The organism is Roseovarius sp. CAU 1744, from assembly GCF_039839345.1.
In the GTDB taxonomy this organism is placed as follows: Bacteria; Pseudomonadota; Alphaproteobacteria; order Rhodobacterales; family Rhodobacteraceae; genus Roseovarius.
Map to the genome: position 1 here is coordinate 201,955 of NZ_JBDOQV010000003.1, position 23,052 is coordinate 225,006.

At 62.1% G+C, this 23,052-nt stretch carries 24 protein-coding genes and 1 tRNA gene; 10 read left to right on the top strand and 15 right to left on the bottom strand.

What is annotated here, in order from left to right; all coding sequences use genetic code 11:
* Positions 1-7: 7 nt before the first annotated feature.
* Complete coding sequence (locus AAFO92_RS07430) at positions 8-1,426, bottom strand: toll/interleukin-1 receptor domain-containing protein (RefSeq protein ID WP_347534083.1); 1,419 nt, start codon at positions 1,424-1,426, stop codon at positions 8-10.
* A 308-nt stretch (positions 1,427-1,734) separates the two neighbouring features.
* On the opposite strand from AAFO92_RS07430, the gene AAFO92_RS07435 reads away from it, so the two are divergent.
* From AAFO92_RS07435 to AAFO92_RS07460, 6 genes are read left to right on the top strand one after another with little or no spacing between them, the layout of a single operon-like run.
* The gene (locus AAFO92_RS07435; protein ID WP_347534084.1) at positions 1,735-2,793 is read left to right on the top strand and encodes a dipeptidase; all 1,059 of its coding nucleotides are present in this window, start codon (positions 1,735-1,737) and stop codon (positions 2,791-2,793) included.
* A gap of 45 nt (positions 2,794-2,838) precedes the next feature.
* Positions 2,839-4,440 carry an ABC transporter substrate-binding protein gene (locus AAFO92_RS07440; protein WP_347534085.1) on the top strand — a complete coding sequence of 534 codons (1,602 nt, stop codon included), beginning with the start codon at positions 2,839-2,841 and terminating at the stop codon, positions 4,438-4,440.
* The gene (locus tag AAFO92_RS07445) at positions 4,441-5,499 is read left to right on the top strand and encodes an ABC transporter permease (RefSeq protein WP_347534086.1); all 1,059 of its coding nucleotides are present in this window, start codon (positions 4,441-4,443) and stop codon (positions 5,497-5,499) included. It begins immediately after the preceding gene.
* Positions 5,496-6,407 carry an ABC transporter permease gene (locus AAFO92_RS07450; protein ID WP_347534087.1) on the top strand — a complete coding sequence of 304 codons (912 nt, stop codon included), beginning with the start codon at positions 5,496-5,498 and terminating at the stop codon, positions 6,405-6,407. The genes AAFO92_RS07445 and AAFO92_RS07450 overlap by 4 nt, the downstream gene beginning before the upstream one ends.
* On the top strand, positions 6,404-7,258 hold the full coding sequence (locus tag AAFO92_RS07455) for an ABC transporter ATP-binding protein (protein WP_347534088.1): 855 nt from the start codon (positions 6,404-6,406) through the stop codon (positions 7,256-7,258). The genes AAFO92_RS07450 and AAFO92_RS07455 overlap by 4 nt, the downstream gene beginning before the upstream one ends.
* Positions 7,255-8,001: an ABC transporter ATP-binding protein gene (locus tag AAFO92_RS07460; protein WP_347534089.1), complete on the top strand. Its 747-nt coding sequence runs from the start codon at positions 7,255-7,257 to the stop codon at positions 7,999-8,001. The genes AAFO92_RS07455 and AAFO92_RS07460 overlap by 4 nt, the downstream gene beginning before the upstream one ends.
* Positions 8,002-8,177: 176 nt before the next feature.
* On the opposite strand, the gene AAFO92_RS07465 is transcribed toward AAFO92_RS07460, so the two are convergent.
* The 7 genes from AAFO92_RS07465 to leuD form a co-directional block, all read right to left on the bottom strand.
* Positions 8,178-8,254, bottom strand: a tRNA-Pro gene (locus tag AAFO92_RS07465).
* A 68-nt stretch (positions 8,255-8,322) separates the two neighbouring features.
* Positions 8,323-9,219, bottom strand: a complete 897-nt coding sequence (locus AAFO92_RS07470) for a DUF2167 domain-containing protein (RefSeq protein WP_347534090.1) — start codon at positions 9,217-9,219, stop codon at positions 8,323-8,325.
* Positions 9,220-9,321: 102 nt separating this feature from the next.
* The gene (locus AAFO92_RS07475) at positions 9,322-9,795 is read right to left on the bottom strand and encodes a GNAT family N-acetyltransferase (RefSeq protein WP_347534091.1); all 474 of its coding nucleotides are present in this window, start codon (positions 9,793-9,795) and stop codon (positions 9,322-9,324) included.
* Positions 9,792-10,898 carry a 3-isopropylmalate dehydrogenase gene (gene leuB / locus AAFO92_RS07480; protein WP_347534092.1) on the bottom strand — a complete coding sequence of 369 codons (1,107 nt, stop codon included), beginning with the start codon at positions 10,896-10,898 and terminating at the stop codon, positions 9,792-9,794. Before leuB ends, AAFO92_RS07475 begins: the two co-directional genes overlap by 4 nt.
* 85 nt (positions 10,899-10,983) lie before the next feature.
* Complete coding sequence (locus AAFO92_RS07485) at positions 10,984-12,063, bottom strand: endonuclease/exonuclease/phosphatase family protein (RefSeq protein WP_347534330.1); 1,080 nt, start codon at positions 12,061-12,063, stop codon at positions 10,984-10,986.
* Positions 12,060-12,863: a hypothetical protein gene (locus AAFO92_RS07490; protein WP_347534331.1), complete on the bottom strand. Its 804-nt coding sequence runs from the start codon at positions 12,861-12,863 to the stop codon at positions 12,060-12,062. Before AAFO92_RS07490 ends, AAFO92_RS07485 begins: the two co-directional genes overlap by 4 nt.
* A 401-nt stretch (positions 12,864-13,264) precedes the next feature.
* Positions 13,265-13,870, bottom strand: a complete 606-nt coding sequence (gene leuD, locus AAFO92_RS07495; protein ID WP_347534093.1) for a 3-isopropylmalate dehydratase small subunit — start codon at positions 13,868-13,870, stop codon at positions 13,265-13,267.
* Between the two features lie 130 nt (positions 13,871-14,000).
* Here leuD and AAFO92_RS07500 point away from each other — a divergent pair, with 130 nt between their 5' ends.
* Positions 14,001-14,588, top strand: coding sequence for an isopropylmalate isomerase (locus AAFO92_RS07500; protein ID WP_347534094.1), 588 nt, complete (start codon positions 14,001-14,003; stop codon positions 14,586-14,588).
* A 2-nt stretch (positions 14,589-14,590) separates the two neighbouring features.
* Here AAFO92_RS07500 and leuC read toward each other — a convergent pair whose 3' ends face one another.
* Complete coding sequence (gene leuC, locus AAFO92_RS07505; protein WP_347534095.1) at positions 14,591-15,994, bottom strand: 3-isopropylmalate dehydratase large subunit; 1,404 nt, start codon at positions 15,992-15,994, stop codon at positions 14,591-14,593.
* A gap of 225 nt (positions 15,995-16,219) precedes the next feature.
* Between leuC and AAFO92_RS07510 the strand changes: the two genes are divergently transcribed.
* On the top strand, positions 16,220-16,996 hold the full coding sequence (locus AAFO92_RS07510; protein ID WP_347534096.1) for a GNAT family N-acetyltransferase: 777 nt from the start codon (positions 16,220-16,222) through the stop codon (positions 16,994-16,996).
* Here the strand turns inward: AAFO92_RS07510 and AAFO92_RS07515 are convergent.
* The 3 genes from AAFO92_RS07515 to AAFO92_RS07525 are packed head-to-tail and all read right to left on the bottom strand — an operon-like array spanning position 16,986 to position 18,713.
* Positions 16,986-17,507, bottom strand: a complete 522-nt coding sequence (locus AAFO92_RS07515) for a hypothetical protein (protein ID WP_347534097.1) — start codon at positions 17,505-17,507, stop codon at positions 16,986-16,988. The genes AAFO92_RS07510 and AAFO92_RS07515 overlap by 11 nt on opposite strands.
* Before the next feature lie 7 nt (positions 17,508-17,514).
* Entirely contained in the window at positions 17,515-18,219 is a 705-nt protein-coding gene (locus AAFO92_RS07520; protein ID WP_347534098.1) for a response regulator, read from the bottom strand.
* A complete protein-coding gene (locus AAFO92_RS07525; RefSeq protein WP_347534099.1) occupies positions 18,216-18,713 on the bottom strand; it encodes a MarR family transcriptional regulator in 498 nt (165 codons plus the stop codon). The genes AAFO92_RS07520 and AAFO92_RS07525 overlap by 4 nt, the downstream gene beginning before the upstream one ends.
* Positions 18,714-18,879: 166 nt before the next feature.
* Between AAFO92_RS07525 and AAFO92_RS07530 the strand changes: the two genes are divergently transcribed.
* Entirely contained in the window at positions 18,880-19,746 is an 867-nt protein-coding gene (locus AAFO92_RS07530; RefSeq protein ID WP_347534100.1) for a branched-chain amino acid aminotransferase, read from the top strand.
* An 82-nt stretch (positions 19,747-19,828) separates the two neighbouring features.
* On the opposite strand, the gene AAFO92_RS07535 is transcribed toward AAFO92_RS07530, so the two are convergent.
* The 3 genes from AAFO92_RS07535 to AAFO92_RS07545 are packed head-to-tail and all read right to left on the bottom strand — an operon-like array spanning position 19,829 to position 21,890.
* On the bottom strand, positions 19,829-20,623 hold the full coding sequence (locus tag AAFO92_RS07535; RefSeq protein WP_347534332.1) for a metal ABC transporter permease: 795 nt from the start codon (positions 20,621-20,623) through the stop codon (positions 19,829-19,831).
* Positions 20,623-21,375, bottom strand: coding sequence for a metal ABC transporter ATP-binding protein (locus AAFO92_RS07540; RefSeq protein ID WP_347534101.1), 753 nt, complete (start codon positions 21,373-21,375; stop codon positions 20,623-20,625). The genes AAFO92_RS07535 and AAFO92_RS07540 overlap by 1 nt, the downstream gene beginning before the upstream one ends.
* Entirely contained in the window at positions 21,372-21,890 is a 519-nt protein-coding gene (locus tag AAFO92_RS07545) for a transcriptional repressor (RefSeq protein WP_347534102.1), read from the bottom strand. The genes AAFO92_RS07540 and AAFO92_RS07545 overlap by 4 nt, the downstream gene beginning before the upstream one ends.
* Before the next feature lie 56 nt (positions 21,891-21,946).
* Between AAFO92_RS07545 and AAFO92_RS07550 the strand changes: the two genes are divergently transcribed.
* Complete coding sequence (locus AAFO92_RS07550; RefSeq protein ID WP_347534103.1) at positions 21,947-23,014, top strand: zinc ABC transporter substrate-binding protein; 1,068 nt, start codon at positions 21,947-21,949, stop codon at positions 23,012-23,014.
* The last annotated feature ends 38 nt before the right edge of the window (positions 23,015-23,052 follow it).

Here is a 23,052-nt window from a genome sequence, read left to right on the forward strand (position 1 = left end):
CCTCCGATCAAAGCCGGGACTCCACCACTGAAACGATGTGGTCTACATCAAATTTCTCTGAGCAATCAATAACTTCCAGATTCGGGAACGCGTGGTTGAGCCCCTCGGATTTCGGCGGGGGCGCCTTTACCAGTGCCTGGTATTCGCGGGGTGATTGCCGGGCGGCCAGGCTGCGCCCCATGCGCCTCAGGAATCCGCGCACCCATGTCGTCGGCGCATCGCCATGCACGAAAACGACACTATCGCTGTCGATCAGGTTCTCTTCGAGATCCTGCTGAATTTCCTCGGGCGTCCCCTCGTAAATGGGTACGGCAACCGGCAGCCCGCGTTTCGACAGCGCCTGCAGCAATTCCTCGGCCAGCGGCATGTCCGACCGGTCAGCCCCGATGAAGATCAGCGAGTTGCGCGTGGGACGCGGTTCCTTGTTCTGGCTCTCGATCTCCTTAAGGATCAGCGATTTGAACGATTCCAGCCCGCTCGCCATCACGTTCGGGCCACTGACAAGCGCCTTGTGAACCGGGTTGTCGATATTGGTGGTGTCGGTTTCGGGATGGCGCCAGCACAACAGGGTCTTGCCCGCCTTTTCCGCCGCCGTGCATTGGTAGGTCATGTACCCGTCCGGCATGTCGGCAGGCATCCGTCCGCTTGCCTGACTCAGAAGCTGAACGACCAGATCGGCCTGTTCCAGATCGGCGCTATAGGCCTTGCGAAACTCCACGCCGCCTTGCGGGTAATCCATTTGTGGCAGGACGCGGACGTTGAACTGGGCCAGCGCACTGCGCACCTGCCCGCGCTGATATTCAAGATCGTCGGTGGTTTGCGCCAGCAGCACGGTTGCGATCGGGTCGACGGGCGCCGCGACCTCGGTCGCCGCCACACCCTGTTCCTGCCGCCTGAGCCGCACAAGCTGGTCTTTCAGCTGCGTGCAGAAATCCGTCAGCGCGGTCATGTACATCTGGCGGTCCAGCTTCGGATCCAGCGTCATGGGTGTTGCGCCGCTTGCGCCCGTGTTGTGCCAGAACTCGAACCGCTTGTGTTCCCTCAGCACGGGATGCTGCGCGTCATCACCGCCTGACGGCAAGACTTCGAAGACGAACAGCCTGTCTTCGGCCCCGGGCTGTTTCAGGAACGCCTCGAGCTCGGCGATGGTATAGTCGCCGGAATGATATGCCGGCGACACGATTGCCACCATGATGGCAGAGTGTTCGACCTCTTCCATCAACGTGGTGTCAAGCTTCTGATTGGCCTTCAGATGCGAGGCATCCCAGAAGACTTCTACGCCCTCACGGCTGAGCCGCTGTTGCAGGATCGAGCGCAACTGACGGACGATCAGGGATATACACTGCTGACCATCGAGATCTTCGGCGTTGTCGACATGCGAATAGCTGATGAAAACATCGTTTCTTGTTTTCTCGAGATACGCCAAAAACAGCTCCCCAGTTACACCCACGAAGCCCACTATAATGCGCGAGATGATTCGGTTAACCCCTGATTTCCAGTTCTTTTTGTGAGCGGATTACCACGGCCCCGGATCAGAAAACCGCTCGAACGGGTATCGCAGAGCCCGGGCATGACGCTGTCTGGATTTTCGCCAGAGGGCATGCAGTGCCGGCAAAACAGAGCCATCACCAGCAGCGCGCCAGACACTGCAACCTGCCCGCGCATTTTTACCTTGGCACAGTCGGGCATGATGTTATCGTCGCCAATGTTCGTAAACAGTGGAAAGGCCGCTCTATGGCGTGCGACGAGCCTGTCATTTTTGACGGCCACAACGATGTTTTATGCAAGCTGTTCCGCGCTGGCGGCCCTGGTCAGGCGCACAGTTTCGCCGATGGGCGCGATGGCGCAATTGACCTGCCAAAGGCCAGGACCGGCGGATTCGGCGGCGGGTTCTTTGCGGTCTATGTACCTTCGCCGGGCGATGGCGACGACAAATACGAAGAGATGACCAGGTCATCCTATGACCTGCCGTTGCCGGACCCGGTGGCGCTGGAATACGCGCAGACCGTGGCGCTTTCGCAGGTGGCAACCTTGCTGGAGCTGGAACGCCAGGGCAGCCTGGTGATCTGCCGGACGGTGGCCGACATCCGCACGGCGCTTGCCGCCGGCCGGATCGCCGCCATCTTTCACGTCGAGGGCGCGGAGGCGATTGATCCCGATCTGCACATGCTTGACGTGCTCTACGCGGCGGGCCTGCGATCGCTTGGGCCGGTCTGGAGCCGCGACACGATATTCGGGTACGGTGTGCCGTTTCGCTTTCCCTCGTCGCCAGATACCGGTGACGGCCTGACCGATCTGGGGCTGCGGCTGATCCGCCGCTGCAACCAGCTGGGCATCATGGTGGACCTGTCCCACCTGAACGAGGCCGGTTTCTGGGACGTGGCCAGGCATTCGGAAAAACCATTGGTGGCGACACATTCCAATGCCCATGCCATATGTCCGCATTCCCGCAACCTGACCGACGATCAGCTGCGCGCCATCGCCGACAGTGACGGGATGGTCGGGCTGAACTTCGCGGTTGCCTTCCTGCGCGAGGACGGCAAGATGCTGGCAGATGTCCCGCTGAGCCAGGTGCTGAAACATCTTGATCACATGATCAACATCGCCGGTGAGGACCGCGTCGGGCTGGGTTCCGACTATGACGGTGCGGTGGTGCCACAAGACCTGACCACAGTGGCGGGGCTGCCGAAACTGAGACAGGCCATGAAAGTGCACGGATATGATGATGCCCTCATCGCCAAACTGTGCCACGAAAACTGGTTGCGTGTGCTGGAAAGGACCTGGGGGGCCTGACACACGGGAAAACCGCAGAAGATAACCAACAGGAGAGGAAAGAAGATGAATATTTTCAGCAGATTGATGGCCGGTGCAGCGCTCGGGCTGTCGGTCGCGGTCACGGCGGTGCCGATGGCCGGGGCAGAGACGCCGCCGAACATGCTGGTCATTGCCAACCGGATTGACGATATCACCACGCTGGACCCGGCCGAAAGCTTCGAGTTCGCGGGGTCGGACGTGATCCGCAACGTGTACATGAAGCTAGTGAATTTCGACCCGGCAGACCTGGACGCGGGCTATCAGCCGGAAATCGCGGAAAGCTGGACCGTCAGCGACGACGGCAAGTCCATCACTTTCACGATCCGGGACGGGTTCACTTTTCACTCCGGCAATCCGGTGACCGCCGAGGATGTCGAGTTCTCGCTGCGCCGGGCGGTCATTCTGAACAAGACCCCGGCCTTCATCCTGACGCAGTTCGGGTTTACCGCCGAGAATGCCGATGAAACCATCAAGGCCGACGGCAACACCGTCACAATCACCACCGACAAGCCCTACGCGACATCCTTCGTGCTGAACTGTCTGACGGCCACGATCGGCGGGATCGTCGACAAGCAGACCGTCATGGCCAATGAGGTCGACGGTGACATGGGCAACAGCTGGCTCAAGACCAATTCGGCCGGTTCCGGTGCCTATTCACTGGTCAGCTGGAAACCCAATGAAAGCGTGACACTGCAATCGAACCCCGATTTCCATCTGGGTGCCCCGGCGATGGAGCGCGTCATCGTGCGCCATGTGCAGGAAAGCGCCAGCCAGCGCCTGCTGCTGGAGCGCGGCGATGTGGACGTGGCCCGCAACCTGAACCCCGAGGATATCGCCGGTGCGCGCGAGGCCGAGGGCGTCAAGGTCTATGACGAGCTGCGCGGGCGGCTGATGTATCTGGCCTTCAACCAGAAACACCCCGAACTCTCCAAGCCCGAGGTGCGCCAGGCGATGAAATACCTGGTCGATTACGAAGGGATGCAGAACAGCTTTCTCAACGGGCAGTACGTGACGCATCAGAACTTCCTGCCGCGCACGTTCCTGGGCGCCGTGGATGAAAACCCGTTCAGCCTGAACGTTGAGAAGGCCAAGGAAATGCTGGCCGCCGCCGGGGTTCCCGAAGGGCTAGAGATCGAGGCCGGGGTGCGCGAGGCGCAAGAGCGGATCGAGATCGCCCAGACCTTCCAGAACGCGCTGGCGCAGGTCGGCATCAAGCTGAACATCACCGTGGGCACCGCCAAGCAGATCCTGGCGCGCTACCGCGCCCGCGAACTGGATGTCTATGTCGGTGCCTGGGGCCCGGATTACCCGGACCCGCATACCAACGCGGGCACTTTCGCCTATAACCCCGACAATTCGGACGAGGCACAGGCCACCGGTCTGCTGGCCTGGCGGAATTCCTGGGATACCGGCGGGCTGACCGAGATGACATCCGCTGCGGTGATCGAAAACGACCGCGACAAGCGCGCGGCCATGTATGCCGACATCCAGGCGCAATTCCGCGAAACCTCGCCCTTCGTTGTCATGTTCCAGAAGATCGAGCAGGCGGCGATGCGCGACAATGTCGAGAACCTCAACCTGGGTGGCGCAACCACCGCCGTATCCTACTGGCCGGTCACGAAATAAATGGCCCTGGCCGAAAATGATCGCGAAGGACGCAGACCCGCGTCCTTCGCACCCTTTCTGAAAACCGCCGGCGGCAGCCTGGCGTCGATCGCCGTGACGATGCTGGGCCTGCTGCTGGTGACTTTCATCATCGGCCGGGTCATGCCGATCGACCCGGTGCTGGCGATTGTCGGCGAACGCGCCTCGCAATCGACCTACGATGCGGTTTACGAGCAGCTCGGGCTCGACAAGCCGGTGATCGTGCAGTTCTTCTATTACATCAGCGACGTGGTCCGCGGCGATTTCGGCATGTCGCTGCTGAACGCGCGGCCCGTGTCCGAGGATATCGCGCGGGTATTCCCCGCCACGCTGGAACTGGCCACGCTGGGCACCATCTTCGGCGTTCTGATCGGTGTGCCGCTCGGGGTGATTGCCGGGGTCCGGCGCGGTTCGTGGATCGACCAGATCGCCCGTGTCGTTGCCCTTGTCGGCTATTCGATGCCGATCTTCTGGCTGGGCCTTGTCGGCCTGCTGATCTTCTACGGCATTCTCGGCTGGGTCGGCGGGCCGGGCCGCCTGGATATCTTTTATCAGGATATCGTGCCCACCCGCACCGGCATGATCCTGATCGACAGCGCAATCTCAGGCCATTGGGACGTATTCCGCAACGCCTTCAGCCATCTGATCCTGCCCGCCTCGCTTCTGGGCTATTATTCGATGGCCTATATCAGCCGGATGACACGGTCGTTCATCCTGGAACAGATGAGCGCCGAATACATCATCACCGCCCGCGTCAAGGGCATGTCCGAACGCGCGGTGATCTGGCGCCACGCCTTCCGCAACATCCGGGTGCAGCTGATCACCGTGATCGCGCTTTCCTATGCCAACCTGCTGGAAGGGTCGGTGCTGACCGAGATCATCTTTTCCTGGCCCGGCATCGGCAGCTATATCACCACCGCGCTGCTGAGCGCGGACATGAATGCCGTTCTGGGCGGGACAGTTGTTGTCGGACTGATCTTCATCTGCCTAAACATCCTGTCCGACCTTCTCTACCGCATCTTTGATCCGAGGTCGAAATGAGCGACACAACCCTGCGCCAGTGGCTTCTCAGCGATGCGCCCACCTCTCGCCGGCAGGCCCGGCTGGCCAGCCTCTACAAGGGCTGGCTCAACTTCCGCTCGAACACGATGGCGATGTTCGGCCTCGGCATCCTGGTGTTCCTGGTCCTCATCGCCTTCTGCGCGCCGCTGGTTGCCCCGCATGACCCCTATGCGCAGGACCTGGCAAACCGGTTGCAGCCCATCGGCACCGAAGGGCACCTGCTGGGCACTGACAGCCTGGGCCGCGATATCCTCAGCCGGCTGATCTATGGCAGCCGGATCACGCTCTATATCGTGACGCTGGTGGCGTTGATTGCACCGGTGGCGGGGCTGCTGGTGGGTACCGTGTCGGGCTATCTGGGCGGATGGGCGGATATCGTGCTGATGCGGATCACCGACATATTTCTCGCCTTCCCCCGGCTGGTGCTGGCGCTGGCCTTTGTAGCGGCGCTTGGCGCCGGGATCGAGAACGCGGTGCTGGCCATTTCGCTCACGGCCTGGCCCCCCTATGCCCGCATCGCCCGGGCCGAGACCCTGACGATCCGGTCGTCGGATTACATCAGCGCGGTGCGCCTTCAGGGTGCCGGGCCGCTCAGGATCATCACCAAGCATATCTGGCCGCTCTGCATCTCGTCGCTGATCGTGCGCGTGACGCTGGACATGGCGGGGATCATCCTGGCAGCCGCCGGCCTCGGCTTTCTCGGGCTGGGCGCACAGCCCCCAAGCCCGGAATGGGGCGCGATGATCTCGGGCGGGCGGCGGTTCATCCTTGATCACTGGTGGGTGGCCACTGTGCCCGGTCTGGCGATCTTTACCGTCAGCCTCGCCTTCAACCTCCTGGGCGACGGGCTGCGCGACGTGCTGGATCCGAAAGGCAACAGCCAATGACCCTGCTGGACGTGCAAAACCTCTGGGTCAGGTTCCCGACCCGGCAGGGCCTTTTCGAGGCCGTGCGCGGAGTGTCCTTTACCCTGGGCAAAGAGCGCCTGGGGATCGTCGGCGAAAGCGGGTCGGGCAAATCCATGACCGGGCGCGCCATCCTGCGCCTGATCCGCCCGCCGGGGATCGTCGAAGCAGATCACATCACGCTGGAGGGCCGCAACCTGCTGGACCTGCCGGAAACGGCGATGCGCGACATCCGCGGTGAAAAGATCTCGATGGTGATGCAGGATCCCAAGTTCTCGCTCAACCCGGTGATGCGGATCGGCGACCAGATCATGGAGGCTTACCTGGTCCATAACCGCGTTTCGAAATCCGAGGCCTGGACCAGATCGGTCGAGATGCTCCAGGCCGTGTCGATCCGCGATCCGGAGCGGGTGATGCGCGCCTTTCCGCATGAGATGTCCGGCGGCATGGGGCAGCGGATCATGATCGCGATGATGCTGATTCCCAACCCGCAGATCCTGATCGCGGACGAGCCCACTTCGGCGCTGGACGTGACCGTGCAGCGGCAGGTGCTCGATATCATGGACAGGCTGGTGCGCGAGCGCGGCATGGGCCTGATCTTCATCAGCCACGACCTGAACCTCGTGGCCGATTTCTGTGACCGGGTGCTGATCATGTATGCCGGCCGGATCGTCGAGACCTGCGACGCGGGCAAGCTGCACGAGGCCAGGCATCCCTATACCCAGGGGCTTCTCAACTCGTTGCCGCGTTTTGACCAGCCGCGCAAACATCTCGATGTTCTGAAACGCGATGCCGCCTGGGCCGATGCGCCCGGTCAGAAGGGCCCGGCATGAGCATGATCGCGATCAGTGACCTGAATGTCTGGTATGGCCAGGGGCGTGATCTGGTCAACGCGGTCCGGAACGTGGCGCTGGCGGTACAACCAGGCGAAAGTTTCGGCCTGGTGGGCGAAAGCGGGTCCGGCAAGTCGACGATCCTGCGGGCGATCACCGGACTGGCCCCCAACTGGTCCGGCCGGATCGAAATCGCCGGCCAGGCACTGGCCCCGGGCAGGCGCGACCGCGAGTTCTACAGGCGCGTGCAGATGGTGTTTCAGGATCCCTACGCCTCGTTGCATCCCCGCCATACGGTCGATCAGGTTCTTGGCGAAACGCTTTACCTGGCCGGGTTGAAGGGGGTCGACGAACGTATCACCCAGCTGTTGGACGATGTGGGCCTGAGCCGCAAATTCCGCTTCCGCTATCCGCACCAGCTGTCGGGCGGCCAACGTCAGCGGGTCGCCATCGCCCGGGCGCTGGCCGGCGAGCCCGATATCCTGCTGCTGGACGAACCGACTTCGGCGCTGGATGTGTCGGTGCAGGCCGAGATCCTCAACCTGCTGACGGATCTGCGCGACGAACATGACCTGACCTATCTGATGGTATCGCATGACCTGCCGGTGATCAGCCATATGTGCGACCGGCTTGCCGTGATGAAGGATGGTGAGGTGCTGGAGACGCTGAGTGTCGACGCCCTGCGCGCCATGCAGGCGGAACATCTCTATTCCATTTCGCTGCTCAAGGCGTCGGTCGTATGAGACACCGCCAAGGGGTCACGCCCTGACCTGGCCTGCCGTGAGCGGCATGTTCCGGGTAGATGCCGTGACTTCAGCTTGCTGCCAATAGGTCCGCGGCCAGACAATTGCCCGCAATCCACATCGGATCAGCATCGCCCCCGGAAGGACAAACCTGTCTGACGATTCACATGGATCATTGGTCGGAGTGAGAGGATTCGAACCTCCGGCCCCTGCCTCCCGAAGACAGTGCTCTACCAGGCTGAGCTACACTCCGACCGTGAGGTGCCGGATAGACGAGGCGGCACGGTTTGGCAAGCCCCGTCATGCACCCGGCGCTGGCGGTCAGCTATCGCCGCCGCGGCGCCTGAAGATCAGGTTCTTCAGCCAGAACAGCGGGATGAGCGCGACAAACCAGAATTTCTTGAGGAAAACCAGCGCGACCGCCAGGAACCCGGTCTTGGCGAGCGCCTTGCCGGCGATCAGGCCGCCGATGCCGACCGCGGCGACCGTGTCGATAGACGGATCGAAATCACTGTAACGGTTCCCCGGCGTGAAACTGACCATCTCCAGCACATCCGGGGTGGCGGCGCGGACCGCCTCCAGCTGTTCCATCCCGGCGATGAAATTGACAACCAATACGCCTTTGCGGCCCAGGGCGCGGATATTGTAGTTGAGCGTATTGGTCTCCATGTCGCCGAAAGACAGCTCCTTGGCCCAATAAAGCTTGCGGCCATCGGCATCGTAGCGCGGCTTGTCGGCCCACCCGACCAGGCGAATCGGCGCATAGCCCTGTTCGGCGCGAATCGTGTTCTCGGCCAGGGTGTCCTTCTGCATGGTCTTCAGCAGGGCGTCATAGTCATAATCGGCCGCATCCTCGTCGGAGACATAGCCGATATCCTCGTAGGAGACCTCTATCCCCCAGGTGTCATGCAGTGGCGTCTTGTCGATGGGAAACACCATGCCCAGCGTGGCCTGCGAGGGCGGGTTGCCCCAGAGCTCGACAAGGACATGGCGGGCATCGTCCGCATCCAGGAAATAATACCGCTCGCCCAGGTCGAAACGCGCGAGGTCGTCGCCGACCGTCACCGCCCCGGTCCGGTAATCCATCCCGTCCAGCAAGGCGAGCGTCTCGGCATCAAGCTCGGCGGCAAGTTGCGGGAACAGCTCCTTGAAGGGTTTGGCGGGGGCCGCGCCCGCAAGCGCGATCAAGATGAGAATGGCGAGGGATTTTCGAAGCATGATAAGATCCAATCGTAACGGTGTCGCGCAGATACCGCCTAGCAGAGCCATCCCAGGGTGCAAGCGCTAATCCTATCGCGCGGCGCGACCCACGCTGGCGTTTCAGGTCAGCCGGTCGATGAAATCCTGAAACTCAGCGGCCATGATCCGATAGGTTTTCTTTGCCTTCTCCGGCGCGTTGATCGCCGTGTAAAAGGCCTGTCCATTTTTGTTGTCGCCATCGGTCTGCCAGTCGAACCTGACGCAGCCTTCGGCCTGCGCGATGTCCAGAAGGCCGGCCAGCAATGCCCGACCGGCGCCTGTACCCCGCGCGGCTCCGGTCACGAATATCTCTTTCATGTAGAGCGCCACGCCAGCCCCGGCCGGAAAGGTCAGCGCCCAGGTGGCAAACCCCACGGGCCGCGCTCCGTCATGGGCCAGAAGGCAGGACATATGCCGCCCCGACGCCAGCAGCGCCAGGATACGTTCCTCCTGCTCTGCCGTTGCCGGCGGGATATCGTAATGCCGCAGGCAGGCGCGGTAGAGGGTCAGGAAATCCTCCTGGTCCTCTGCCGCGTAAGGGCGGGTTTCTATCACAGGCTGGCGTCAAGCGCGGCGATGATGGCGTCGCCCATTTCAGTGGTGGCGCATGGTTTGCCCCCCTCCGCGCCCAGCAGGTCGCCGGTGCGCATCCCGTCGGCCAGCACCTTCTCGACAGCGGTTTCGACCCGGCTTGCCTCTTCCCCCATGTCAAAGCTGTAACGCAACGCCATCGCAAAGCTGAGAATGCAGGCGATCGGGTTGGCCTTGCCCTGGCCGGCGATATCGGGGGCCGAGCCATGCACCGGCTCGTAAAGCGCCTTGGGCCGGCCATTGGCCATCGGTGCGCCCAACGAGGCCGAGGGCAGCATCCCGAGACTGCCGGTCAGCATCGCCGCGCAATCCGACAGGATGTCACCGAATAGGTTGTCGGTCAGGATCACGTCGAACTGTTTCGGCGCGCGCACCAGCTGCATCGCGCCATTGTCGGCATACATATGGCTCAGCTCGACATCGGCGTAATCGGCGTCGTGCACGCGCTGTGTCACTTCACGCCACAAGATGCCCGATTCCATCACGTTGGCCTTTTCCATCGAACAAACCTTGTTGTTCCGCCGGCGGGCCAGTTCGAACGCGGCGCGGGCGATACGCTCGATCTCGGATTCGGTGTAACGCTGGGTGTTGATGCCGACGCGCTCGTTACCCTCGTTGATGATGCCGCGCGGCTCGCCGAAATAGACGCCGCTGGTCAGTTCGCGAACGATCACGATATCCAGACCCGCCACCACGTCTTTCTTGAGCGAGGAGAAATCCGCCAGCGCATCGAAACACTGGGCCGGGCGCAGGTTGGCAAACAGGTCCATCTCCTTGCGCAGGCGCAAGAGCCCGCGTTCGGGTTTCACCGAGAAATCCAGGTCGTCGTATTTCGGCCCGCCGACCGCGCCCAGCAGAACCGCGTCCACCTCCTGCGCCTGGGCCATCGTATCGTCATGCAGCGGCGTGCCATGCACATCATAGGCCGCACCGCCGACCAGTCCCTCGCTGACATCGAAATCGGTACCGCGCTTGGCGCCGAACCAGTCGATCACCTTGCGGACTTCGGCCATCACTTCGGGGCCGATCCCGTCTCCGGGCAGAATAAGAAGCGAGGGGGTGCTCATGTCGGAGTTTCCTTGGCTGAACCTACGTTGCCAACCGCCTAGCGCGCCCGCCGGGAATGGTCAAGAAACCCCGGCTGCGCGCAGCCTACTCGCGTTCCAGCAGCAGATCGACCCAGACCAGCCGATGGCGGCTGGCCGTCGCGGCAAGCGCGGCGTCGGCCGTTCCCGCCTCGGGCCAGTAAACGCTCGACGCGGCCACCGTCAGCCCGGCCGAAGGCAGGATGTAATCCACCCGCAGCGCCCCCGGACCCGGCGCCGGCCAATGGACCGTATCCAGCCGCGCGTCGCCGGTGTGGTGCGGATCGGTTTCGGCGGCGCCCCGTCGCATCGGGCGGGGATCCTGCAACCTGTCATCGGCCAGGAGCGCCGCGATGGCCTCGCGCCGCCCGTCGCTGTCGGCCGGGTCAAGATTTGCGCCGCCAACCAGGGCAAACGCGCCGGCGGGCGGCGGCCCGAAACTGCCGTCCAGGTAATGCCGCCAGAATATCAACTCGTCATGATTGCGCCTGCCGTTTTGATCCTCGGGCCCGTCGAAAACCGGCGGTGACGCGTGAAAGACCAGCAGGTCAAGCGTGGTGTCACCCACCAGGACCGGCACAACCCAGTGCCCGACCGTGGACAGCCGCTGGATCGCCTGTGCCTCGGGGGACGGAAAGGGGGCACCATCGACCTCGGGCAACAATGCACCCGGCAGATCGCGCCACAGGAACGCGCTGAAATCCTTTGCCCTCTGTGCCTCCAGCGGGAAGCGGGACAATATGGCCATGCCGCTTTGGCCGGCAAATTCACCATAGCCCTGCGCATCGCGCGGCTCTGCCACGCGGCCATTGCCATCCATGTCCAGCCCGGTGGGCATCCCGGTATTGGGCCGCAGGGCGAAGAGGTGGGGAAAGTCCAGGCCGCGCGTCGCAATCGCGTCACGCAGGGCGGTCAGGGCGCGCAGTTCCAGATCATAATCGACGCGCTGCAAGACCAGGATATCCGGCGCGTTGCGCGCGATCACCTGCGTCACCGCCTCTATCTGCGCGTCCTCGCCGCGCAGAATATCGCGCAGCAGCAGGCCCGGCCCGTCACGGTCCAGTTCTGTGTTGAAAGTGGCGATCCTGATGGTGTCGGCGGCGGTGGCGGCCTGTGCCAGCCAGAATGCCGCGAATGCGGCGATCAGGCGCGCTGCAGCCCGTCGGCCTCGGCCTTGGCATAGGCACGGCGGCGCTTTTCCTCGATCATGTCGGCGATGCGGCTCATGGCAATGCCGCGCATCAACATGCTTGCAGGTAGAAACGCCCATGCGGTCATCGTCCAGATCAGGGTTTGCGGGCTTGCGATCGAGATCGGATCCACCATATCCGACGCCATTCTGACGGTCGCCGGAATCAAGAATGGCAGCAAACTTCCTAACACAATGTTAAGGCCCGCATCCCGCTTGAGCCGGTTGAGCACGTCACCGCCGCCGGTGGGGTCGAAAAGCGGCAGGTTGACCCAGACGTTGAAGGCGCCGTTGCGGACGGGCCAGCCGAACAGGCGCACCAGCGTCAGGAAGATGAAGAACATCAGAAGCGACACCATGTAGGAAATGCCCGCCGCCGTCCTGACCGAGGCGATAAGTTCGGCATCGGCATCCGCCGGCATCATCAGAACCACCATCCGAACCGGCGAATAGGGGAAATCAATCGCCTCGCCCAGACCATCGCCCAGCTGGGTCAGGAACATCGTCAGGTTAGTCGGGTCGGTCTTGCCCCGGCAGATCAGGGACAGGAACAGGATGGTCAGCGCCAGCCCGAGGAATTTCAGCCTGTTGAACGGCGGCGCAAACCGGAATTCGATGATGCTGGGATAGCGGCCGTAATACTCGATGAAGGTCATGAAAGAGGCGAGGATGGCCAGCACAACGACGATCTGCGCCGTGTCGGCCGCCGTCGACGGCAACAGCAGCGAAGGGGTCGCTACAAGGAGCGCCACCAGCATCGCACGTGTCAACGCACTCGTCACTTGTGAAATCACTGTCCATTCCCTTCAAACTGGTCGAACGCAGTGCGATGCTGCGCCCTTGTTCCAACTTGATCCCGCACATTGTGGCGGCCTGCCTCATTTGTGCCCAATTTTTGCCTTCTTTCATTCTGCGGCTCAAGTCATGGTTAATATGAGTTCAGGTTTAAGGCGAATTGATGGAATTAGTGGTGCGAGATTGCATCAATTTGGGCACGGAAACGCGGCATATGCCTAGGGGCACACAAGATGTTGTGGCCGCTGATTTTTTGCCTACAAACCGCGTTCAGACGGTGGCAACAGTGCGACAAATCCGGGCGGATTGAAAACGCCGCCCACCCGCGGTGGACGGCGCTGATACAATCACAGGCTGTATCGCGTCAGACCCAGGGGCGTGCCTCGGCGGCGCGCGCCTCGAACGCGTCAACCGACGCCTTCTTCTCCAACGTCAGCCCGATATCGTCGAGCCCTTCAATCAGGCAGTGTTTCTTGAACGGATCCACGTCAAAGCTGATGACCTCCCCGTCCGAAGTCGTGATCGTCTGCGCCTCGAGGTCAACCTCCATCCGGGCGTTGGCGCCCTTTTCGGCGTCTTTCATCAGGACATCGACGGTTTCCTGCGGCAGGGCGATGGGCAGGATTCCGTTCTTGAAACAGTTATTGAAGAAAATGTCGGCAAAGCTGGGCGCGATCACGCACCGGATGCCGAAATCCTTGATCGCCCAGGGCGCGTGTTCGCGGCTTGATCCGCAGCCGAAATTATCACCCGCCACAAGGATCTGTGCCTCGCGGTATTGCGGTTTGTTCAGAACGAAATCGGCAATCTCGTTGCCGTCGCCGTCATAGCGCATCTCGTCGAACAGGTTCACGCCCAGGCCCGAGCGCTTGATCGTCTTGAGGAACTGCTTGGGGATGATCATGTCGGTATCGACATTGATCAGCGGCATCGGCGCCGCGATCCCCGTCAGGGTCTGGAACTTATCCATTGGTATTGCTCCTTGTCGTTGAAGGACGTGTCTTGCGGTCCAACCCGGCCTGCCACTCGGAGTTTTGACAGGGTTGGCGGTTCATGTATCCATACGCGTGCAATCCGCGCAGGTCAGGGACAGTGCCAGAATGAAACCCGTAACCGATGTCTGGACCTGTTTCGATGACAGGTGGTCGCCGACGATCGGCGATCCATCGGTGATGGGATGGGTGACGGTGGCGGCCTATGCGGTCACGGCGGTCCTGACCGCCAGGCTTGCGTTTGGCCCCGGCGGCCGTCCCGAGCGGGTTTTCTGGCTGATGCTGGCGCTGTTGCTGGCGGCACTGACCGTGAACAAGCAACTTGATCTGCAATCCGCGCTTACCGCCTTTGCCCGCTGTCTGTCCAAGGCGCAGGGCTGGTACGAGAACCGCAAATGGGTACAGACCGGCTTCATCCTCGGCCTGCTGGCGGGCAGCATCGTGTTCCTCGTCGCGCTTGGCGTGATGATGCGGCGGCATCTGCGCCGGACCTGGTGCGCGGTGCTGGGGCTGGTCTTTCTGACCGGCTTCGTCGCGATCCGGGCCGTGGGCTTTCACCATTTCGACATCCTGATCAAAAGCGATTTTGCCGGGATCAGGATCAACTGGCTGCTCGAACTGGGCGGCATCGGCCTGATCCTGGCCAATGTCCTCGCCCTGTTGATAACCAGCCGTAAAATGGCCGCGCCCGACTGACATCACATCATCTCGCGCACGTCGGTCAGGTGGCCGGTCACTGCCGCCGCCGCCGCCATCGCCGGTGACATCAGGTGGGTGCGTCCACCCCGGCCCTGGCGGCCCTCGAAATTCCGGTTCGAGGTGGCGGCGCAGCGTTCGCCGGGGCTCAACTGATCGGGGTTCATCGCCAGGCACATGGAACATCCCGCCAGGCGCCACTCGAACCCGGCGTCCTTGAAGATGTCCGCCAGCCCCTCTTCCTCGGCCTGTGCCCGCACCAGGCCCGAGCCGGGCACGACCATCGCGCGCAGCCCGTCCTTGATCTTCTTGCCCTTCAGGATTGCGGCAGCAGCACGCAGATCCTCGATCCGGCCATTTGTGCAGGAGCCGATGAACACCGTGTCGATCTCGACCTCGCTCAGCGGCGTGCCCGGTTTCAGGCCCATATAATCAAGCGAGCGTTGTGCCGCACCGACCTTGCCGCCCTCGAAATCCGACGGGCTGGGGACGGCGGCGGTGATCGGCAAGACGTCTTCGGGCGAAGTACCCCAGGTCACGACCGGCGCGATGTCCTCGCCCTTGATGGTGACCACCTTGTCCCACTGGGCACCGTCATCGGAATAAAGCGTTTGCCACCAGGCCAGCGCGGCCTCCCATTGATCGCCTTGCGGCGCGTGCGGGCGGCCCTTGACGTATTCAAAGGTCTTTTCATCCGGCGCAATCAGCCCGGCACGAGCACCGCCCTCGATCGCCATGTTGCAGACAGTCATCCGGCCTTCCATGGAAAGATCGCGAATGGCCTCGCCGCAATATTCGATCACGTAACCGGTGCCGCCGGCGGTGCCGGTCTCGCCGATCACGGACAGGGTGATGTCCTTGGCGGTGACACCGGGGCGCAGCTTGCCGGTGATCTCGACCTTCATGTTCTTGGATTTCTTCTGGATCAGCGTCTGGGTGGCCAGCACATGCTCGACCTCGGACGTGCCGATCCCGTGCGCCAATGCGCCGAATGCCCCGTGCGTCGCGGTGTGGCTGTCGCCGCAGACGACGGTCATGCCCGGCAAGGTCCAGCCCTGTTCCGGGCCGACAATATGCACGATGCCCTGACGGACATCATTCACCGGGTAATAGTGAATGCCGAAATCCTTGGCGTTCTGGTCCAGCGCCTCGACCTGGATGCGGCTTTCCTCGTTGTCGATGCCTTTGACACGGTCGGGCGTGGTGGGCACGTTGTGGTCCGGCACCGCGATCGTCTTGTCCGGCGCGTGAACGGTGCGACCCGCCATGCGCAGCCCCTCGAAGGCCTGCGGGCTGGTCACCTCGTGCACGAGGTGGCGGTCGATATACAAAAGGCAGGTGCCATCCTCGGCTTCATGCGCCAGGTGGGCATCCCAGATCTTGTCATAGAGTGTCTTGGGGGACATTTGCCCTCTCCCATATGTTAGATGATGTTCGGAATCGACAGGGTTGCCGCGCCCTATAGGCGGGCCAGCACAGTCATCGTCGCGCCGAAGAACCGCCAGGGCAGGCGCGCGCGATCATCCATGTCAAAAATCCGTGTCATGAGGATGATCTACGCCTGCGGCGGCAAGACTTCAAGGATTCTATCTGCTAGCGTCATTCCGGGGTTCACCTGCGGGAGCACGAGATTGAGCGGTTATTTCGGAACCGAAGCCCAACAGAAATTGCAACGCAAATCCGACCGGCTGACAGCCTGGATGATGAACACCCCCGGCGCCTGCCTGTCCGGGCGGCTCATCGCCTCGGACGATCCGGACAGGCTGGGCTGGAAGATCATCCGCGAACACCTGCTGGAAGACGGCGTGTTTTCCTTTCGCTGGGTCGATCGCAACGGGCTCGAAAGGATCAAATCCGAAACGCGCGACCTTGGCGCATCGGTCCACGGCTGGGACGGGTTTTGCAACGATAGCGCGGCACTTCGTCCGATCGCCACAGATCTGCTGACACATGAGATGCCGGCGGGTCTTGGCTGCCGCATAGCTGATCAAACATCGGTCCGAGCTCTGCAGTCCTTCTTTGTCGATAACGCCATCTCGCCCCTGTCGGCGGCGGTCCTGACCGGAGCCAATTGCAACACGCGTTCGGTCCTGATTGCTGATGAGCGCGACAAGATCGCCGCCGCGGGATTCGTCGGGATGCTGCAAAACAGGTTCTCGCCCCTACATGATTGCGCCTGGCTGGGACTGATCACCTGCGATCCGGACATGCGCGGCCACGGGCTGGGGCGGCGGGTAACGGCAGAGTTGATCCGAGTAGCCCTTGACGACCTGGGCGCGGGGCGGGTGATGGGATTTGCCGCCGCGAGCAATGCCGCGTCCGGCGCCATGTTGCGCGGGTGCGGATTGCGGCCGGTGAATCACGCGTCCTATGTCGCTACCCTGTCGGCAACGCGCTTCACCGCCTGAAGCTCAGGATGCGTCGCCGCGCCGCCGCCAGCAATAGCCGGGAATAGACACGATGCGCACCCAACAGCGCCGTGAACAGCGGGCCCATTGCCGGCTGCGCCGCGCCGTCCGGGCCTTTCGGCGCAACGACCGAGCCGAAGAGCAACCGGGTTCTCGGACCATCCGCCGTGCCACAGTCCTGGGTCATGAACCACGAAGAAGTGCGCCCTATCGCTTTCATCAGGAGCTGCCGGTCAGATCGTTCTGCCACCTGCCATGCGGCAAACCGGTCAAGCTTGCCCAAGGCCAGTTGCCTGGCGTCAAGATCGCTTGACCGCAGTCCGGCAAAGACGCGCAACACCAGGCGTTCGGCCTTGAAGATCGGCGTCGTATAGAAGGCCTCTACATAATCTGCGAAATCGACGGTCCCGTCGACCTCAACCGCGAAGCAATCGGTGTAATAGCCCGGTTTCTGCGCATAGGCGTTCAGCGCGGTCCCCGGTGGCACCGGGTATGGGGTGACCTTTGACAACCCCGCCTCAGTCCGGGACCAGCATGTAACCCTCGCCGCGCACCGTCTGCAGGTAGCGCGGCTGTTTCGGGTCGGTCTCCAGCTTGCGGCGCAAACGGGTGATCTGAACGTCCACCGCGCGCTCCTGCGCCTGCCCGCCGTCACGGCCCAGATCTTCGACCAGCTTGGTGCGGCTGACCGGCTGGCGCAGGTTCTCGACGAAAATGCGCATCAGCTGAACCTCGGTGGCAGTCAGGCGCACGACCTGATCACCCTGCATCAGTTCGGAACGTTCGATGTCAAACCGGATCGGCCCCATATGCAGCACCTTGGGCACGGTATTTTCCGGCTCGGGCGTGGGCATCCGCCGGAGGATCGCGTTGATCCTGAGCAGCAGTTCCTTGGGCTCGAACGGTTTGGGCAGGTAATCATCTGCTCCGGCCTCAAGCCCGGTGATGCGGTCATCCGTATCGCCCTTGGCGGTCAGCAGCAGGATCGGCGTGGTAATTTCACCATCGCGCAGACTACGGGTCAGGGCAACACCATCCTCGCCGGGCATCATCACATCCATCACGATCAGGTCGAATTCCAGCCCCGACAGGATGCGCCGCGCATGGGCGGCATCGCGCGCGACCGAGACCAGGAACCCCTGGCGCGCCAGGAACTTGCGCAGCAATCCGCGGATGCGCTCGTCATCGTCAACGATCAGAAGGTGCGGCGCCGGATCGCTCATGACTTGGAATCCCTGATTTGGTAATACTGCCGGCGCATGTCCGCGTCCATCATTGCCTCCAATACCTGACGGAAACCGGACACGGCCTCGGGCCCGGCGGCGCGATAGGCAGCGCGCATTCGCGCCCGTTGCGCATCACTCAGCTTGCGTTCCAGCTCCAGCCCCTCGTCAGTCAGGTACAAATTCCGCTCTCTCTTGTCGCTCTTGCCGACACGGCTGTCCACCAGGCCATCCTCGACCAGGGTGCGCAACACGCGATTCAGTGACTGTTTTGTCACCCCGAGTATGTTTAGCAGATTGTTGACCGTTGTCCCCGGCGCACGGGCAATAAAGTGAACCGCCCGGTGGTGCGCCCGCCCGTAGGCCATGCCGGAAAGGATGCGATCCGGGTCCGCGGTGAAGCCGCGATAGGCAAAGAACATCGCCTCGATCCCCTGGCGCAGCTGTTCATCGGTCAGAAACAGCAGGTTCTCGCCACCTTGCACTTCGGGCATCGCATACTCCGTTCACAAATCTCCCGCACAGGTGTCATAATAAGTCAGCTTTGTTGACATTCCAAGTTCAAACTGGTAGCGAATCGCAGTTTCAGCGTAACTTTATGTCCGTTTCGGACATAGTTTGCGCAACAAATGAAAAGATGGCCGGAAGAGGAGAGTAAGAATGGCTGGCTATGACGACCGTGACGGAAAGATCTGGATGGATGGCACGCTGATTGACTGGCGCGACGCCAATGCGCACATCCTGACCCATGCCATGCATTATGCCAGTTCGGTGTTCGAGGGCGAGCGTGCCTATAACGGCAAGATCTTCAAAAGCCGCGAACATTCCGAGCGTCTGCATTTTTCAGCCAGTGAACTGGATTTCGAGATTCCCTTCACCGTGGATGAAATCGAAGCTGCCAAGAAAGAGGTACTTGAGGCCAACGGCCTGTCAGATGCCTATGTCCGCGCGGTGGCCTGGCGCGGTGCCGGCGAAGACATGGGCGTGGCCTCGCGCCGCAACCCGGTGCATCTGGCCATCGCCGCCTGGGAATGGGGCGCCTATTACGGGGACGCCAAGATGAAGGGCGCGAAACTCGACATCTCGAAATGGAAACGCCCCAGCCCTGAAACCATCCCGGTCCACGCCAAGGCGGCGGGCCTTTACATGATCTGCACCACCTCGAAACATGCCGCCGAGGAAAAGGGCTGCTCGGATGCACTGTTCATGGATTACCGCGGCTACGTGGCCGAGGCGACGGGCGCCAATATCTTCTTCGTCAAGGACGGAGAGGTGCACACGCCGAAACCGGATTGCTTTCTCAACGGGCTGACCCGCCAGACCGTGATCGGGATGCTGGAGGACCGCCAGATCAAGGTGCATGAGCGCCACATCATGCCCGAGGAAATGGAAGGGTTCGAGCAGTGCTGGCTGACCGGCACCGCCGCCGAGGTCACCCCGGTGGGCCAGATCGGCGACTATACGTTCGAAGTCGGCGACATGGCGCGCGAAATCTCGGAAGCCTACGAGAAACTGGTGCGCGAATAATCCCGAAGGGCGAAGCCCGCTGCAGCAATCGGTCGGATTGCAGGAACTAATCTAGGCGGGCGTCCGGCGCCCGCCGGGCCATCTAGCCAAGGCGGGTGGTTCTGCCCAGCATACTTGCCGCAGCAAAACAGAGGGCAGCAACGCAGACAATCGTGGGACCGGCCGGCGTGTCGACAACATACGCGGTTCTCAGGCCGATGATCACCGAGGCTGCGCCAATGGCCGCGGCGGTCATGGCCATGCCTTCGGGTGTACGCGACAGCGGTCGTGCCGCTGCCGCGGGAATGATCAGCATGGCCGCGATCAGCAACACACCCACAACCTTGATGGCGACGGCGACGGTGATCGCCAGGGATAGTGTCAGAACCAGCTTTTCCCGCCTGGGATCTATCCCGCAGGAATAGGCAAGATCTTCGTTAAGGGTGGCCGTCAGCAAGCCGTGCCACCGCCACGCGATCAGCCCCACGACAAGCGCTGCACCACCCCAGATGATCGCCAGGTCGCCGCGCGAAACCGAAAGAATATCCCCGAACAGATAGGCCATCAGATCAATGCGGACGCCCGACAGGAACGATACCGCCACCAGACCGAATGCCAGCGCGGAATGCGCCAGAACGCCCAGCAGCGTATCCATGGCATAGCCCCGCCCGGACAGCGCCGAAACGGTGAGGGCCATGACCAGCGCGACCGCGACCGCACCGACGAAGATGGACATCGACAGGGCCAGAGAGATCGCAACACCCAGAATGGCGGCATGAGCGGTCGCGTCGCCGAAATACGCCATGCGCCGCCAGACCACGAAACTGCCCAAGGGGGCAGCGGCGAAAGCCACGCCGACGCCGGCCAGTGTCGCGCGCATCATGAAATCGTCTAGCATCACTCGGCGGCCTCTTTGGGGGAATGTCCATGATCGCAGGTCGCATCGTGGGCATGATCGTGCTCGTGCCGGTAAAGCGCCAGGGCACCACCGGTGCCGCTGCCGAACAGCGCCCGGTATTCCGGCGCCGATGACACGATGTCGGGCGAGCCCTGACAGCAGACATGGCCGTTCAGGCAGATGACCCGGTCCGAGGCGGCCATCACGACATGCAATTCATGGCTGATCATCAGCACCGAGCATCCCGTTTCGCGGCGCACATCTTCGATCAGGCGGTAGAAGGCGGCTGAGGCGGGTTGATCCAACCCCTGCGTCGGCTCGTCCAGCAGCAACAATTCGGGACGATTGGCCAAGGCGCGGGCCAGCAGAACCCTCTGCAACTGCCCGCCTGACAATTGAGACATCTGCCGCGACGCGATATCCGGCACGCCAGCGCGTTCCATCGCCGTGTTGAGCACCTCGGTATCCACGCCGTGCGGCAGGCGCAGGAATCGTGCCACCGTGATCGGCAATGTGGGATCCACGTGCAGGCGCTGCGGCACATAGCCGACACGCAACGCCGGTTTCTTGTTCACGGATCCCCGCGCGGCAGGAATCGCGCCGACGATGGCGCGCAACAGGCTCGTCTTTCCCGACCCGTTCGGGCCGACGATGGTCACGATCTCGTTCGGTTCGACAACCAGGCTGACATCATGCAGTGCCCGATGCGCTCCGTAGCTGACACTCAGATTTTCGACAGAGATCAGGCTCATGGAGCGGCCTTTTCTACACAGGTGGGACACAAGCCTTCGGCCTCGACGACCGTACGCTCAATCACGAATCCCGCGTCCCTGGCCGCATCGCCCAATGCGCCGCGCGCGGGCATCGACTGCGTTTCCGCGACCGATTCACATTCGCGGCAGATCATGAAGGCCGGTGAATGCGAAGTGCCCGGGTTGGCGCAGGCGACAAAGGCATTCAACCGCTCGATCTTGTGGACGAACCCATTGGCCACAAGAAATTCCAGCGCACGATACGCGACGGGCGGCTGTGATCCGAACCCGTCTTCTCTCAGCCGGTCAAGAACCTCATAGGCGCCAAGCGCACGATGCTCCTGCAACAGGATCTCCAGCGTTTTCTGTCGAACAGAGGTAAACCGCAATCCTTCCTGGGCACAGCGCGCCTGGGCCGCGGCCATGCCTTTCTGCACACACGCGTCATGGTCGTGCTGCTCGAATCCGAGCGCATCGCTAGCTTTACCTGTGTCGTGGGCGCCGTGACTTGTCATGTTATAGCATTTCAGTTATCGGGAGTGTAACGTTATAAAATCACACGGAGAGCTCGATGTCCAGAAAGCTGTTAGCAATTGGCGCCACGATAACGTTGTTGAGTACCACAGCGCTTGCGGACGTGCCCCGCGTGGCCACGGACATCGCCCCGGTCCATTCCTTGGTGGCGCGCGTGATGGATGGGCTGGGCGCACCGGACCTGGTGATTTCACAAGGAGCAAGCCCGCATGAATACAGCTTGCGGCCATCCGAGGCCGGCGCCCTTCAGGAGGCTGGGCTGGTGTTCTGGGTCGGAGAAGATCTGACCCCGTGGATGAAGGACGCCATCGAAACTCTGGCAGGCAATGCCGAAGTGATCGGGTTGCTGGATTCGGATGGTGTAACCCGTTTGCCCTTCCGTGAAGGGGCATTGTTCGAGTCGCATGATCACGGTCACGGGCACGAAGATCATGACGAACATGACCACGACGAGAATCACGGTCACGAACATGACGATCATGCCCACGAAGCGGACCATGGCGATGAACATGACGGGCACGCCCATGACGAACACGGTGACGAGCATGACGACCACGATGACCATGTCGGCGGACACGATGGTCACCACCACGCAGAGCACGATCCCCACGTCTGGCTTTCCCCGCAGAACGCTGCCGTCTGGCTGAACGCCATCGCCGCTGCCCTTTCCGCCGCTGATCCGGAGAACGCCGGGACATACTACGCCAATGCCGCCGCAGGCCGCCAAGAACTGGCGGCGCTGTCGGACGAGATCGAGGCGACCCTTGACCCGGTCAGGGGTGGAAAATTCGTCGTGTTCCACGACGCCTACCAGTATTTCGAATCCGCGTTCGATTTTCCGGCATCCGGCGCAATCTCGCTTGGTGATGCGTCGGACCCAAGCCCGGCACGCATCGCGGAAATCCAGGGCCGCGTCGCCGATGAAGGCATCGCCTGCGTGCTGTCCGAACCGCAGTTCAACCCGAATCTCGTGGCCACCGTGATGGGTGGAACCCAGGCCAAGTCCGCGATACTTGACCCGCTTGGCACCGGGATCGAACCTGGTCCAGGACTCTATCCAAATCTTCTGCGAAACCTCGCCGACACGTTGGCAGATTGCTTGTGATGCTCACCTCGTCATGGCAGCTTGCACCATCTTTGAAG